This is a genomic window from Candidatus Schekmanbacteria bacterium (assembly GCA_003695725.1).
GTDB lineage: Bacteria > Schekmanbacteria > GWA2-38-11 > GWA2-38-11 > J061 > J061.
Genome location: RFHX01000004.1, coordinates 1 through 13,410 on the forward strand (window position 1 = coordinate 1; position 13,410 = coordinate 13,410).

At 37.9% G+C, this 13,410-nt stretch carries 17 protein-coding genes; 15 read left to right on the top strand and 2 right to left on the bottom strand.

Annotated elements, in window-relative coordinates; translation table 11 throughout:
* Positions 1-61 precede the first annotated feature (61 nt).
* The 13 genes from D6734_00090 to D6734_00150 all read left to right on the top strand — a co-directional run bounded on the left by D6734_00090 (position 62) and on the right by D6734_00150 (position 10,100).
* Positions 62-778 carry a hypothetical protein gene (locus tag D6734_00090; protein RMF98502.1) on the top strand — a complete coding sequence of 239 codons (717 nt, stop codon included), beginning with the start codon at positions 62-64 and terminating at the stop codon, positions 776-778.
* A gap of 99 nt (positions 779-877) precedes the next feature.
* Complete coding sequence (dnaX, locus tag D6734_00095) at positions 878-2,566, top strand: DNA polymerase III subunit gamma/tau (GenBank protein RMF98503.1); 1,689 nt, start codon at positions 878-880, stop codon at positions 2,564-2,566.
* 31 nt (positions 2,567-2,597) lie between these two features.
* Entirely contained in the window at positions 2,598-2,912 is a 315-nt protein-coding gene (locus D6734_00100; GenBank protein RMF98504.1) for a YbaB/EbfC family nucleoid-associated protein, read from the top strand.
* Positions 2,913-2,920: 8 nt separating this feature from the next.
* Complete coding sequence (gene recR / locus D6734_00105; protein ID RMF98505.1) at positions 2,921-3,520, top strand: recombination protein RecR; 600 nt, start codon at positions 2,921-2,923, stop codon at positions 3,518-3,520.
* Positions 3,521-3,552: 32 nt separating this feature from the next.
* Positions 3,553-4,125 (top strand): pyruvate synthase, encoded by a 573-nt coding sequence (locus tag D6734_00110; GenBank protein ID RMF98506.1) that lies wholly within the window; start codon positions 3,553-3,555, stop codon positions 4,123-4,125.
* Entirely contained in the window at positions 4,122-4,418 is a 297-nt protein-coding gene (locus D6734_00115) for a ferredoxin (protein RMF98507.1), read from the top strand. Before D6734_00110 ends, D6734_00115 begins: the two co-directional genes overlap by 4 nt.
* 25 nt (positions 4,419-4,443) lie before the next feature.
* Positions 4,444-5,628, top strand: coding sequence for a pyruvate ferredoxin oxidoreductase (gene porA / locus D6734_00120; GenBank protein RMF98508.1), 1,185 nt, complete (start codon positions 4,444-4,446; stop codon positions 5,626-5,628).
* Between the two features lie 24 nt (positions 5,629-5,652).
* Entirely contained in the window at positions 5,653-6,591 is a 939-nt protein-coding gene (locus D6734_00125; GenBank protein ID RMF98509.1) for a pyruvate ferredoxin oxidoreductase, read from the top strand.
* 61 nt (positions 6,592-6,652) lie between these two features.
* A complete protein-coding gene (locus D6734_00130) occupies positions 6,653-6,856 on the top strand; it encodes a DUF1049 domain-containing protein (GenBank protein RMF98510.1) in 204 nt (67 codons plus the stop codon).
* A gap of 107 nt (positions 6,857-6,963) precedes the next feature.
* Positions 6,964-7,308: a LysR family transcriptional regulator gene (locus tag D6734_00135; GenBank protein ID RMF98518.1), complete on the top strand. Its 345-nt coding sequence runs from the start codon at positions 6,964-6,966 to the stop codon at positions 7,306-7,308.
* Between the two features lie 36 nt (positions 7,309-7,344).
* Positions 7,345-8,202, top strand: coding sequence for a molybdate ABC transporter substrate-binding protein (gene modA / locus D6734_00140; protein RMF98511.1), 858 nt, complete (start codon positions 7,345-7,347; stop codon positions 8,200-8,202).
* Between the two features lie 12 nt (positions 8,203-8,214).
* On the top strand, positions 8,215-9,009 hold the full coding sequence (locus D6734_00145; protein ID RMF98512.1) for an ABC transporter permease subunit: 795 nt from the start codon (positions 8,215-8,217) through the stop codon (positions 9,007-9,009).
* Entirely contained in the window at positions 9,003-10,100 is a 1,098-nt protein-coding gene (locus D6734_00150) for an ABC transporter ATP-binding protein (protein ID RMF98513.1), read from the top strand. The genes D6734_00145 and D6734_00150 overlap by 7 nt, the downstream gene beginning before the upstream one ends.
* 2 nt (positions 10,101-10,102) lie before the next feature.
* On the opposite strand, the gene D6734_00155 is transcribed toward D6734_00150, so the two are convergent.
* Both D6734_00155 and D6734_00160 read right to left on the bottom strand, forming a co-directional pair.
* Positions 10,103-10,810, bottom strand: coding sequence for a class I SAM-dependent methyltransferase (locus D6734_00155; protein RMF98514.1), 708 nt, complete (start codon positions 10,808-10,810; stop codon positions 10,103-10,105).
* Positions 10,807-11,151, bottom strand: a complete 345-nt coding sequence (locus D6734_00160) for an ArsR family transcriptional regulator (GenBank protein RMF98515.1) — start codon at positions 11,149-11,151, stop codon at positions 10,807-10,809. The genes D6734_00155 and D6734_00160 overlap by 4 nt, the downstream gene beginning before the upstream one ends.
* Positions 11,152-11,395: 244 nt before the next feature.
* Between D6734_00160 and hemL the strand changes: the two genes are divergently transcribed.
* Both hemL and D6734_00170 read left to right on the top strand, forming a co-directional pair.
* A complete protein-coding gene (hemL, locus tag D6734_00165; protein ID RMF98516.1) occupies positions 11,396-12,688 on the top strand; it encodes a glutamate-1-semialdehyde-2,1-aminomutase in 1,293 nt (430 codons plus the stop codon).
* Positions 12,652-13,335 carry a bifunctional precorrin-2 dehydrogenase/sirohydrochlorin ferrochelatase gene (locus D6734_00170; protein RMF98517.1) on the top strand — a complete coding sequence of 228 codons (684 nt, stop codon included), beginning with the start codon at positions 12,652-12,654 and terminating at the stop codon, positions 13,333-13,335. The genes hemL and D6734_00170 overlap by 37 nt, the downstream gene beginning before the upstream one ends.
* The last annotated feature ends 75 nt before the right edge of the window (positions 13,336-13,410 follow it).

Below are 13,410 nucleotides of genomic sequence, written 5' to 3' on the forward strand. Positions count from 1 at the left end.
ATTTTGAGGACATCCTTTTAGATACTCTTATATAAGAGATGTTTTAAGCTTTTTTGGTAAAATGATTAAAAAAATTACAAGCTTTATTACTTCAAAGAAAAATTCCGATTCCGCTTTGCTTCGCCTCTATGAAGCACTTTATGAAGATTTCCAAGAATATACTCGAGTACCTAAAGAGTATTTTTGTGCTAATTTAACACTTATCAATGAATACAAAGAATTATCGGGCTGTGTTGTTGAATGCGGAGTTTGGCGTGGAGGAATGATGGGAGGAATTGCCTCTTTATTGGGAGATGAAAGACACTACTATCTCTTTGACAGCTTTGAAGGATTACCTCCGGCTTCAGAGATTGACGGTAAAAAAGCCTTGGAATGGCAGGCGCATAATGACCTAAATAATTGTTCAACAGATGCTTCTTTTGCTCATAAAGCTATGAAGATGGCAAAGGCAAAAAATTATCACATAATCAAAGGATGGTTTGATAAAACTCTATCATCGACAGAATTTGAAGACAACATTGCTATACTGCGGCTTGATGCAGATTGGTATTCATCTACAGCACACTGTTTGAATTACCTTTATCCAAAAGTGAGGGAAGGCGGTTTAATCATAATAGATGATTATTATGCATGGGAAGGATGCGCAAAAGCAGTTCACGATTTTTTGTCTCACAACAAATTGTCAGATAGAATAAGGCAATATAAGGGACTTGTCTGCTATATCGTTAAGGAAAAAGATGCAGAGATAAGGATGATAAATCCCAGAGGGGAAGTATAAAAAAAATTAAAATTTTTTTCCTCTTGATTTTTCAAAACCTCTGTGAAAACATAAAAATAATTCCCTTAAACTTTTCTTTTAAACGGTTGAATCTGAATAATGAGTGAAGAATCTTATCTTGTTTTAGCCCGTAAAAAAAGACCTCAGAAGTTTTCTGAAGTTATAGGGCAAAGGCATGTTACCACAACCCTGCAAAATGCAGTAAAAACAGGAAGAATAGCTCATGCCTTTCTTCTAACAGGAACACGAGGAGTAGGTAAAACTACAACAGCTCGTATTTTAGCCAAAGCTCTAAATTGTGAAAATGGCCCTGCTCCCGAGCCATGTGACGAATGCGCAAACTGCCGGGCAATAAGCGAAGGCTCATCTCTTGATGTTATCGAAATCGATGGAGCTTCAAACCGCAGGATTGGTGAAGTAAGAGAACTTCGTGAAAAGGCAAAATTTGCGCCTATTCAATCGCGGTATAAAATATATATCATAGATGAAGTTCATATGCTTACGACAGAAGCCTTCAATGCCCTTCTTAAAACACTTGAAGAACCGCCTCCTCATGTAAAATTCATCTTGGCTACAACAGATCCAAATAAGCTTCCGCCAACTATTCTTTCACGATGTCAACGATATGATTTCAAGACGCTGCCTGACAATGTGATTGTTGAGTTTCTTTCAAAAATTGCAAAAGATGAAAATATAGAAATTGAAGATGAAGCTTTAAAAATTCTAGCCCTATCGGCTTCAGGAAGTGTGAGAGATGCTTTGTCAGTATTTGAAAGTATTATCTCCTTTTCTGAAGAAGGAAAGATTACAGCTAAAATCGTACAGGATATACTTGGCATTGTTGATTCAATGTTTCTTGCAGATACGGTTCAAGCGATTGTGAATGATGACGCTCAGGCAATAATCAAACTTACTTCTCAGCTTTCAGAGCGTGGTTATGATGTTGATTCTTTTTGCGAGCATTTTTTAAAATTTTTGAGAGATATAATTGTAATTTCAGCAGGCGAAGATAATGCCGCAGGCACTTTACAGGGATTAGATTTGAAGAAAAAACTTTCTGCACAAAGAAGCTTTGATGAGTGGCTTATGCTTTTTAATCTTTTTTATGAATGCAGTAAGGAGATTAAAAGGGCTGAAAATCCCTTTTTGGTCTTGGAAGTTTCTCTTTTGAGGTGTATGAGAAGCAAATTTACCGTACCTATAGATGATATTTTAAATAAGTTGTCTTCATCAGAGAGAGAAAGCAGAGGGTTCCCACGAAATGAGGATGGTTCGAAGCAGAGCCGCAATCGTGAAAATAAGTCTCTATTTGAAAGCCAATCTTCATATAATACAAATAATGCAAAATTTTCCGCCAAAGAATCATCTCCTCCAAATGTCAGCGCAGGCATACAGACTGTTCCTCTATCGCAGAGTGATAAATGGAATGAATTTTTGAGAATTCTTGAGAAAAGGTCAATAATTTTAAACAGCATTTTTTCAAATGGCTGCAGAAAAGTTTTTCATAACAATATATTGCAGATTTTCGTTGACGATGACATAACTTATTCCACAGTCAATATGGGTAAAAATCCTCTTATAATCAGCGAAGCTGTGAAAGAAGCATTTGGGAAAGAAGTTAAGCTTAAAATAGAGGTTGAAAAAAAAGAAAAAGAGTGCAATGGAAAGATTAGTAAGGAAGAAAAAAAGATAAGTAAGGATGCTTTGATTGCAGAAGCGATGGAAGATAGAAATGTGCAAGCGATTTTGAATTGCTTTCCTTCCAGAATTGTGGATATTAAGAATTGATAACTAAGAAAAGAAAAAGAGGTGTTAATTTATGAAGAATTTCAATCAGCTTGTTAAACAGGCACAAAAGATGCAGGCGCAGATAGCAAAGATTCAGGAAGAGCTCGCAGACAAAGAGGTAGAAGCGTCTGCAGGGGGAGGGATGGTAAAGGTTGTAGCAAACGGCAAGCAGGAGATAGTCAGCGTAGCGATTGAGAAAGAAGTCATCAACAGTGATGAGCAGGAAATGCTTCAAGACCTTATCGTTGCCGCCGTAAACGAGGCATTGCGAAAATCCAAGGAGATGATGGAAGAAGAGTTGAAAAAAGTAACTGGCGGATTGGGGTTAAATATTCCGGGTTTCTAATTTTTTCTATGAAATATGCGTCTCCTACTCTTGAAAAGTTGATACAAGCTCTTACGAAACTTCCCGGCATTGGACGAAAAACAGCCAATCGGCTTGCAGCACATATTCTCAAAATGGAGAAGAGTGAAGCTGAAAATTTGGCTGACGCAATAAAAGAGTTGAAAGAAAATATTCGATTTTGTAAAGAGTGCTTCAATATAACTGAAGAAGATATATGTATTATTTGCAAATGTGAAGAAAGAACAAGAAAAGTCATTTGTGTTGTTGAAAATTATACAGATTTGATTGCTATTGAACAGACAGGAAAATACAAGGGTCTTTATCATGTATTGGGCGGTGCAATATCACCCCTTGATGGAATTGGCCCAGAAGATTTAAAAATAGAAGAATTAGTGGAAAGAGTAAAAAGAATAATGCCAGAGGAAGTTGTTATAGCTACGAATTTAAGCTCAGAGGGAGAAGCAACATCGATGTACATTGCAAAAATTTTAAAACCTTTGGGAATCAAGCTTTCAAGAATTGCATACGGTCTTCCTGTTGGCGGCGACCTCGAATATGCAGATGATATTACTATTTCAAGAGCTCTCGAGGGAAGAAGAATATTGTAAAATTATGAAAATGGATGTATAGGAGGCAGTTAATGAGTGAATTTATCGAAATACGCTGGCATGCTCGTGCAGGGCAGGGGGCGGTAACTGCGGCAAAAGCTCTTGCTGATGCGGCAATGGCTGGAGGAAAATATGTGCAGGCATTCCCCGAATATGGCCCTGAAAGGATGGGTGCGCCGCTGAGGGCATACAATAGAGTTTCAAATGAGGAAATTTTGATTCATTGTCAGGTCCACAATCCTTCTATTGTTATAGTTATAGACCAAACATTGATAGACAGTGTCAATGTTACAGAGGGAGTCAAGGACGGTGGGATATATATTGTCAACAGTGAAATGAATCCTGATGAAATAAAGCAGAAACTAAATCTCAACTCTGGAAAAGTTTATACAGTGGATGCCACAAAGATTGCGCTTGAAACAATTGGAAGGCCTATACCGAATACTCCAATCTTAGGCGTTGTGGCAAGAGTAACTGATATTATAAAACTTGAAGATGTCAAAAAAGAGGTTGAAAAGAGTTTTGGCAAAAAATTTGGCCCAAGTGTAGTTGAAGCAAATATAAAAGCCGTTGAAAGGGCTTACGAGGAGGTAAAGGGTCTATGACTTTGAAAAATAAAGAAGAGCTTCCTTTGGGAGGATTGATTGAAGAAGCCGGCAATGCCGCAGAGTATGAAACCGGCGGTTGGCGGACATTCAGGCCTGTATGGGATTTTGAAAAGTGTATTCAATGTCTTACCTGCTGGATATATTGTCCTGATTCCTGCATCATCGTAGAAGATGAAAAGGTCAAGGGCGCTGATTTGAGATTTTGCAAAGGTTGTGGAGTTTGTGCAAATGAATGTCCTCCAAAGATTCGTGCTATTACGATGGAAGAAGAAGTGAAATTCAAAAAATAATTAATCAGTGAGGGAGTAACAAATAATGGCAAAACGCGAGTCAATGACAGGAAATCAGGTAGTTGCTGAATGTATGCGTCAGATAAATCCTGATGTTGTGGCAGCTTATCCAATAACTCCATCAACTGAAGTGATGCAGATATTTGCTCAATCAGTTGCAGATGGCCTTGTCGATACAGAGCTTGTAACAGTAGAAAGTGAGCATAGTGCTATGAGCGCCTGCATCGGCGCTTCAGCGGCAGGCGGCAGAGTTATGACTGCAACTTCTGCCTGCGGACTTGCTCTTATGTGGGAACTTTTGCCTGTTGCATCGGCGTTGCGTTTGCCTATCGTTATGACAGTAGTCAATAGGGCTTTGTCTGCTCCAATTAACATACATTGCGACCACTCTGATTCTATGGGTTGCCGTGATGCAGGATGGATTCAACTTTATTCTGAGAATGCACAGGAGGCATATCACAACATTATTCAAGCGGCAAAAATCTGTAATAGAGAAGGAGTATGGCTGCCTGTAATGGTTTGTGTTGATGGATTTATTATAAGCCACTCCATTGAATCTGTTGAAATGCTCGAAGATGATGAAGTTCAAAGATTTGTTGGAGAATTTAAACCGAGAAAACCTCTCTTGGATGTTGATAATCCAGTGACCTACGGTGCATTAGACCTGCAGGATTATTATATGGAGCATAAAAAACAGGTTGATGATGCCATACAATCATCAAAATCTGAGATCTTGAAGGTGGCAGAAGAATTTAAAAAAGAGTTTGGTTATGAATATGGACTAATTGATTCCTATATGATGGAAGATGCGGAAGTTGCGATTGTTGCACTGAATTCGACAGCAGGAACATCAAAATATGTTGTAAATATGCTGAGACAGGAAGGGATTAAAGCAGGCGTTTTAAAGATAAGGGTTTTTAGGCCCTTTCCTGCTGATGAGATTAGGGAGGCATTGAAGAATGTTAAAGCAGTGGCAGTCCTCGACAGATCTTCATCATATGGCACAGCAGGACCATTGTTTCTCGATATAAGATCGGCTATGTATGAGGCAGATTCCAAGCCCTTTATTACAAACTATATCTATGGTCTTGGAGGAAGAGATATAGGCATAGATGAATTAAGAAGCATATATGAAGGACTTATCTCATCAATAAAGGAAGGTAAACCTGCAAGAACTTATAATTGGATAGGTGTGCGGGAAAAGGTTTAGAAGAAAAAAGTGGAGAAATAATAAATGGCATCGTTAAAGGAATTATCAAAAAAACAGGATCTTTTATCACCGGGTCATAGATTGTGTGCAGGCTGTGGGGTTTCAATCGTTGTAAGACAGGTAATGCTTGCCACTGAAAATCCTACTGTAGTTGCATGCGCAACAGGTTGTCTTGAAGTGGCGACGACTATTTTCCCTTATACAGCTTGGCGCGTTCCTTTTATACATAATGCCTTTGAGAATGCCGCGGCAACTATATCAGGTGTTGAAGCAATGTATAACGCCCTTGTAAAAAAAGGAAAGATTCCCAAAGACAAAAGAATCGATTTTATTGCTTTTGGCGGTGATGGAGGAACATATGATATTGGCTTGCAGTCTCTTTCAGGAGCGCTCGAGAGAGGGCATCGCTTCCTTTATGTTTGTTATAATAATGAAGCATATATGAATACAGGCATACAAAGGTCAAGCGCTACGCCTTATGGCGCGCATACGACAACAGGACCTGCAGGAGATGTAAGCTTTGGGAAAAAGCAGGACAGAAAGGACCTTACCCAAATCGTTGCAGCACACAAAATTCCTTATGCGGCGCAAGCTTCTCCAAGCCATTGGAATGACCTTGTAACAAAGGTAAAAAAAGCTCTCAATTGCGGCGGTCCAAGCTTTATAAATGTGATAGCCAACTGCAACAGAGGATGGAGAAATGATACAGGTAAAGCAGTAGAAGTTTGCAGGGTTGCCGTACAAACCTGTTATTGGCCTCTCTATGAAATAGAAAATGGAAAATTGAAAATTAATGTAAAGCCAAAAGAGAAGAAGCCAATTGAAGAATGGCTCAAATATCAGGGGCGTTTTTCACATCTGAAACGGCCAGAAAACAGGCATGTGATAGATGAGATTCAGCAAATAATTGACCGAGATTGGGAGCGCTTGCTCACTCTTGAAAAGGCGCATCAGTCTCAATAATTATTCAAAGATACTTCTTTAAGTATTCCTATTGGCATTTATGGATGAATAGCAGAAAGTTATGAAAAAGTTAAAAGGAATACTAATAACCTTTATACTTCTCCTTGTAGTAATTTTTGCGGTGCAGAATGCCAGTACTGTTGAGCTTAGATTTCTGATATGGAATGCTTCCATTCCCTGCGCTTTTCTTGTCCTTTTGATTATGGCAATAGGTATATTGATAGGAATTTTAATTTCCAATCTTGGTGCTTTTAAAAAGAGCTAATTTCTTTGGTTTCTATTTTTTTCATATCTTTTTCTGTTCAATAAATTATTGACACCGATATGCAAATTTGTCATATTTAGCTGCAAAAAAGTTTTTGATTGGGAAGAATGAAGCTTAGTGTGAAATCTAAAGTATGGCTTGAAATAGAGGGGAAGCCCTTCTTTGGGGAGGGCAGAAAAAGGCTTCTTCAAGAGATTGAAAAGACAGGGTCAATTTCGTCTGCCGCATCGAAATTAGGAATTACTTATAGGAGAGCTTGGTCTTATATCAAGTCTATGGAGGAGAGAAGCGGGTTGAAGCTTGTTGAAAAAACAAAGGGCGGTGCAGGATATGGTGGTACAACCTTAACAAAAGACGGCAGGAAATTGATTGATTATTATGAAGCTATTTCGAAAGGCATAAGGGATGAAGTTGATAAGAAGTTTAAGAAGTTCAAATTTTCTTACAGGTGAACAATCATAATTGAGTCCTTTGAAAGAAAATCAGAGATGAATCTTTTGCAAAAAAATAAAGTAAAATCTCTTTTTTTTCTTATCACTATTTTGCTATCTTTTTTTCCATTTCTCCTTGAAGCAGAATATAAGGGCAGAGGTAATATCGAGGTATTTTGTGGCTCTGTTTTTAAACCGGCAATTGAAGAGATTGTTCCTGAATTTGAAAGGAGGGAAAGGATCAATGTAAATCTTCATATTGGAAGCTCAGGGACGATGCTTTCACAAATTGAAATTTCGAAAAGAGGCGATATTTATATACCGGGTTCACCTGATTTTATGATCAAAGCAGTCAGAAAAGGAGTAGTGAAAGAAGATGACTGTAAGAAAATAGCATGGATTGTACCGGCAATTGCCGTGCCCTCCAACAACCCTGCCGGGATAAAAGAGCTTTCAGACCTTGCCAAGCCAAATGTTAGAGTGCTGATAGCAAATCCTCAATCAGTCTGCCTTGGAGTTTATGCAGTCGAGCTTTTGAGGAAAAAAGGGATTTATGAAAAAGTGAAACCAAATATAATCAACTATGCTGAAAGTTGCGCAAAGACTGCTTCACTTGTGGCAATGAATACGGTTGATGCGGCAATAGGATGGTCAGTTTTTGGGAGGTGGAATTCTGATAAAGTGAAAATTATACCACTTAAAAAAGATGAAATACCTCGAATAGCTTTTATACCTGTTGCCATTACGAAATACGGCAGTAAGAATGAGCTTGCTCAGAAATTCATCACTTTTTTAGAAAGTGATTTTTCTAAAAGAATAATTGGCAAATGGGGTTTCTATTTGTCCTTTGAAGATGCCAAAAGAGATGCCCCTTATGCTTCTGCTGGGGGAGAGTATAAGCTCGGTGATTATTGATAGAGTTTTATTATGAAATACGCAACCGATAAATTATTCAGAATATCTGCTTTGAGTATCCTTTTTTGCTTATTTCTTTATTTCATAGCAATTATTCTTTCAGGTGTTACTGTTATCGAGTTTGAAAAGTTTATTAAACTGCTGTTTTCAGAAAAAATAATCTATGCCGTTAAACTTAGTTTCATTACAGCAACCGTTTCAACATTGTTGTCTCTTCTAATTGCTATACCATCTGCTTATGCGCTTTCACGCTTTAGGATTCCATTGAAAGGAATAATCGATGTAGTCCTTGACATTCCCATTATAATATCTCCGGTAGCACTCGGTGCAATACTCTTAATATTTTTCAATACGCCAGCAGGAAAATTCATCGAGCGCACAACATTTCCTTTTGTATTCAGCATACCCGGAATAGTCTTAGCCCAGTTTACAGTAGTTTGCGCTCTTGCTGTGCGTCTTTTAAAAGCCACTTTTGATGATATTGACCAGAGATTCGAGAAAATGGGAAGGAGTTTAGGATTCAATAGTTTTGCGGCATTTTTCAGAATAGTAATTCCACTTGCGAAAAAAGGTTTATTGGCATCGGCAATTCTTACTTGGGCACGTGCTGTTGGTGAATTTGGTGCAACAGTTACTCTTGCAGGCGCAATGCCTATGAGGACAGAAACTCTTCCCATAGCAATCTTCTTAAGTTTTTCCAATGCTGACATTGAAAGGGCGATGGCTGTCGTCTTTATATTGATTGCAATAGCTGTATTGATGCTTTTGTCAATCAGAAGAATAACAGGAGAGAAGCTGTTATGGTGAAACTTCAATCCTTGTCCTGCTGTGAAGGAAATTTTTTGTTGTCTGACATTAATCTTCATATGGAGAAAGGGGAATACTTTACTATTCTCGGTCCCACCGGCTCGGGGAAAACAATTCTTCTTGAGTGTATTGCAGGGTTGAGAAAAATAACGGAAGGCACTATCTATTTCAAGGGGAAGGATATTTCTCATATCCCCCCGGAAAAAAGAAATTTTGCTTATGTGCCTCAAGACTTTGTCCTTTTTCCTTTTCTGAATGTCTTTGAGAATATCCTTTTTGGAATGAAAAATGTTGATAAGGTTAAAGCTAAAGTAAATGAGTTTGCTGAAATTTTCAGAATAAAAGAGCTTTTTCAAAGAAAACCGGAAGAATTGAGCGGAGGAGAAAAACAGAGGGTAGCAATAGTTAGAGCGTTGGTTAGAGAATCCGAGCTTTTGCTCTTGGATGAACCTTACTCATCCATCGATGAGAGTTTGAGAAAAAAGTTATGGTTTGAGATGAGAGAAATTCATAATAGATTTGGCACAACAGTAATTCATATTACCCATGACCTTGAAGAGGCATACACTTTGAGCGATAAAATCGCTGTTTTAATTGACGGAAGGATTGAGCAGGAAGCTTTGAAGGATGATGTTTTTTATAATCCTGTAAACAAGACTGTTGCTTCCTTTATGGGTTTCAGAAATATCCTCAATGGCAGAATCAAAGAAATTGATAAGGAAGATAATAAAATGGTAATCGCCCTTGAATGCTATGAAGTGATAACTCCATTTTTTGAGGGTTTTAAGCTTGGGGATAAGGTGGAGTTTTGTGTATTGCCGCAGGAGATAAAGATTCTTCGCGATGGAAGAGAAATAAGAGAGTCTCTCAAGGACAATGTTTTTTCAGGAAGGATTGAAAATGTCATACCTCATGGCGTGAGTCACACGATTTATTTTAAAATAAAAGGCGAAGGTGAGACAACGGAGCAATACGACTTTGAAATAAACATTCCATATTACAATTTCTTACGGTTGAATCTTGCTGTTGGAAGTTCGATTAGAGTTGCTATGCGAAAAAATGCGATTAAAGTATTTCCCACAGGTAAATAGATTTATTTGACTGCACCAAAGACGGCATAATTCATTTTTTTCCAATATACCTGAACTTTTCTAAATCCTGCTTTGTTCAATAATTCGAGATGTTTTGTGAGGGGTGCAGGATAATCATTTTCAAGGTGGCGTCTCATCCAAAATTCGACTTCTTCTTCCCTTTCAAGATTTTTCTTCAAGAACATTTTGTAGTTTTCTCTAAAGAAAAAATTTTCTTCTTCGTTTTCTCCTGCAATCAAATCTCCATTTGCGAAGAATCCTCCGTCATCGAGCGCATCAAAGATTTTTTTGTAACACTGAAATTTAAGCTTCTCATCCTTTAAATGATGAAGAGCAAGGCAGGAATAGATACAGTCGTAATTCTCTTTTAAATTTAAGTCTTCAATTTTTTGAATTAGAAAAGAGAAGGCATTTTTCCGATTTGAAAATTTTTTTTTAGCTACATTTATCATCTCTTCGGATATGTCCACCCCGGTGATATGGGCATTTTTATATTTTTCAATGAATTTTTCCGTAACTCGTCCTGTACCTATACCTATTTCAAGGGCATTCAATTTCTTATCCTTATCAAATGGTATTGCCCTGATTGTTTCCTCAATAAGTGTATTGTAGTAAGGACTGACTTTTTCTATAAGGGAATCATATTCAGGAGCATCTGCACTGAACCTAAATTCCGAGTCGATTCTCTGCACTCTCTTCTTTTCATTCATCTTTCTATTTCTCCTTCAACCATTTCCTTGAATCTTTGCAGGTCTTCTCTGAACTTTTCTGAATTTTCGAATATGGAATCAAAGAATTTTAAAAACTCTACTTTCCTAATTTTTGTAAAAGGAGAAACTGAAAAGTTTACGCTTTGTGCATCTCTTCTCTTTTCAATTAGTCCGGCATTCAACAAAATTTGGGTATGTTTGGAAACGGCATATTGAGGAATATTTAAAGCAAGAGAAATTTTTCTTCCATTTATTTCTCTTCCAGTGAGAAGAAGAAGATTGAAAATCCTCATCCTCGATTCGTCTGAAAGGGCTTTAAAAATTTTAATAGAGTTTTCCATATTCCAAGATTTCAACCTGAAAAATATTGGCAAATCGATTTCTAATTATATCCAATCTATCAGTGAATGAATTTTACTTCAAGAAGGATTCTCATTACTCGTATCTGATGAACATTATATAGTAAATTTTCCAAGTCAAGATGGCATATCACATATTTAGTCCTCATTGACTCTATTTCTTCTACTTGATATAGATTTTCTAAATATAAGGTCTTTCATCTAACTTTTAAAATTCTGTTTTCATATGAACAAGGATATTTCAAAAGAACTTTTTGAAAAAGCGCAAAGATATATCCCCGGCGGAGTCAACAGTCCAGTGCGTGCGTGGAATGCGGTGGGCGGATATCCTCCTTTCATAAAAAGAGGAGAAGGCGCTTATATCTATGATGAAGATGGGAATTGTTTCGTCGATTATTTTTCATCATGGGGACCATTGATTCTTGGCCACTGCCACAGGGATGTTGTTCAAGCGGCTATGAGCGCAATCGAAAAGGGTACAAGTTTTGGAGCTCCTACTGAAATAGAGGTGAAGCTTTGTGAGACAATTGTAAGAACTGTTCCCTCGATTGAAATGGTGCGTCTTGTCAATTCCGGCACTGAGGCGGTTATGAGCGCAATCCGTCTTGCACGGGCATTTACAGGAAAAAAGAAGATCGTTAAATTTGAAGGATGTTATCATGGACATTGGGACCCTCTGCTCGTTAAAGCCGGTTCAGGACTTGCAACGGCAAATATAAGATCGTCGGCAGGGGTGCCTGAGGAAATTGTAAAAGATACGGTAGTCATTCCTTACAACTGCACAAGCGCTGTGCAGCAGGCATTTGATAGATATGGTGATGATATTGCATGTGTCATAGTGGAACCAGTTGCAGGAAATATGGGCACAGTTCTTCCCGTCGATGGTTTTCTTCAATCACTGAGAGAAATAACGAAAGATAACAATTCCCTCCTAATCTTCGATGAAGTGATTACCGGGTATCGCATCAGCTTGGGAGGGGCGCAGGAAAGATTCAAAGTATTTCCTGACATTACCTGTCTGGGTAAGATAATAGGAGGAGGCCTTCCTGTTGGTGCGTATGGAGGAAGAAGGGAGATAATGGAGAAGGTTTCGCCCTTAGGAGATGTTTATCAGGCAGGCACACTTTCAGGCAATCCACTGGCATGTGCCTGTGGAGTTGCAACATTAGAGGTGCTTTTGAGAAACAATATTTACGATGAAATGGAAGAGAGGACGAAGAAACTTTGTAATGCCATTGAAGAAATAGCTTTATCCAAGGGAATAAAAATTGTGATAAATAAAATTGCATCTATGTTTACTATTTTTTTTACAGAAGGAAAAAGGGTGGAAAATTATGAAACAGTCAGCAAATGCAACGGCGAAATGTTCAGGAAATTTTTTTCACTATCCTTTGAGCAAGGGCTTTATTTCCCTCCATCTCCCTATGAAACAAGCTTTCTCTCTGCCGCGCACAATGATGATATTATTGATAAAACAATTTCATCGATGGAAAAGATATTCAAAGGACTCAAATCTTGAATAAGAGAAAAAAATATTATCCTCTTTATCTTGATATAAGCGGAAAATCTTGCATAGTGGTAGGAGGAGGAAGAATTGCCCTCAGAAAGGTAAAAGGGCTTTTGGAGGCAGATGCAAAAGTCAAAGTGATTGCTGATGACTTTGTTAGTGGATTTGAAAGTATCTCAAAGTTATCAAATTTAAAGATTATCAAAAGGCGGTTAAGAAAATCTGATTTGAAGAATGCATTTCTTCTTATTGCAGCAACTGATGACAAAGAGGTTAACAGAGAGATTGCCAAGATAGGACGAGAGAAAAAGATTCTTGTAAATGTCGTCGATTCTGCAAAAGATTGTGATTTCATTCTGCCTGCAACAGTAAGGCGAGGGAATTTGACTATCTCGATTTCCACAAACGGCACAATTCCCCTACTTTCACGCAAAGTGAGAGAGTCTATCGAGGATCTGATTGGTAGTGAATATACATTTTATGCCTCTATTTTATCCCAACTTCGAAGCGAAATTTACTCCGACAAAAATCTTTCTCAGAAAGAAAAAATGAGAATTCTTGAAAAGCTTTCTGATGGAAGACTTCTTGATATGATTAAAAGAAAAGCCTCAAAAGAAGAGATAAAGAAATTTGTTGAGTCGGTATATCCCAAGAAATAAAAAGAAGATGTGAAACGAATAAGACTTGGCACAAGAAAAAGCAAGCTTGCAATTAGGCAGGCAGAATTGGTGAGG

Excerpts from the sequence above, each read along its gene's own strand:
- D6734_00100 (RMF98504.1), top strand. The coding sequence starts at position 2,598 with ATGAAGAATTTCAATCAGCTTGTTAAACAGGCACAAAAGATGCAGGCG.
- D6734_00145 (RMF98512.1), top strand. The coding sequence starts at position 8,215 with ATGAAATACGCAACCGATAAATTATTCAGAATATCTGCTTTGAGTATC.
- D6734_00135 (RMF98518.1), top strand. The coding sequence starts at position 6,964 with ATGAAGCTTAGTGTGAAATCTAAAGTATGGCTTGAAATAGAGGGGAAG.
- D6734_00160 (RMF98515.1), bottom strand. The coding sequence starts at position 11,151 with ATGGAAAACTCTATTAAAATTTTTAAAGCCCTTTCAGACGAATCGAGG.
- D6734_00150 (RMF98513.1), top strand. The coding sequence starts at position 9,003 with ATGGTGAAACTTCAATCCTTGTCCTGCTGTGAAGGAAATTTTTTGTTG.
- D6734_00125 (RMF98509.1), top strand. The coding sequence starts at position 5,653 with ATGGCATCGTTAAAGGAATTATCAAAAAAACAGGATCTTTTATCACCG.
- D6734_00110 (RMF98506.1), top strand. The coding sequence starts at position 3,553 with ATGAGTGAATTTATCGAAATACGCTGGCATGCTCGTGCAGGGCAGGGG.
- modA (RMF98511.1), top strand. The coding sequence starts at position 7,345 with ATGAATCTTTTGCAAAAAAATAAAGTAAAATCTCTTTTTTTTCTTATC.
- D6734_00115 (RMF98507.1), top strand. The coding sequence starts at position 4,122 with ATGACTTTGAAAAATAAAGAAGAGCTTCCTTTGGGAGGATTGATTGAA.
- hemL (RMF98516.1), top strand. The coding sequence starts at position 11,396 with ATGAACAAGGATATTTCAAAAGAACTTTTTGAAAAAGCGCAAAGATAT.
- dnaX (RMF98503.1), top strand. The coding sequence starts at position 878 with ATGAGTGAAGAATCTTATCTTGTTTTAGCCCGTAAAAAAAGACCTCAG.
- porA (RMF98508.1), top strand. The coding sequence starts at position 4,444 with ATGGCAAAACGCGAGTCAATGACAGGAAATCAGGTAGTTGCTGAATGT.
- D6734_00130 (RMF98510.1), top strand. The coding sequence starts at position 6,653 with ATGAAAAAGTTAAAAGGAATACTAATAACCTTTATACTTCTCCTTGTA.
- D6734_00090 (RMF98502.1), top strand. The coding sequence starts at position 62 with ATGATTAAAAAAATTACAAGCTTTATTACTTCAAAGAAAAATTCCGAT.
- D6734_00155 (RMF98514.1), bottom strand. The coding sequence starts at position 10,810 with ATGAATGAAAAGAAGAGAGTGCAGAGAATCGACTCGGAATTTAGGTTC.
- recR (RMF98505.1), top strand. The coding sequence starts at position 2,921 with ATGAAATATGCGTCTCCTACTCTTGAAAAGTTGATACAAGCTCTTACG.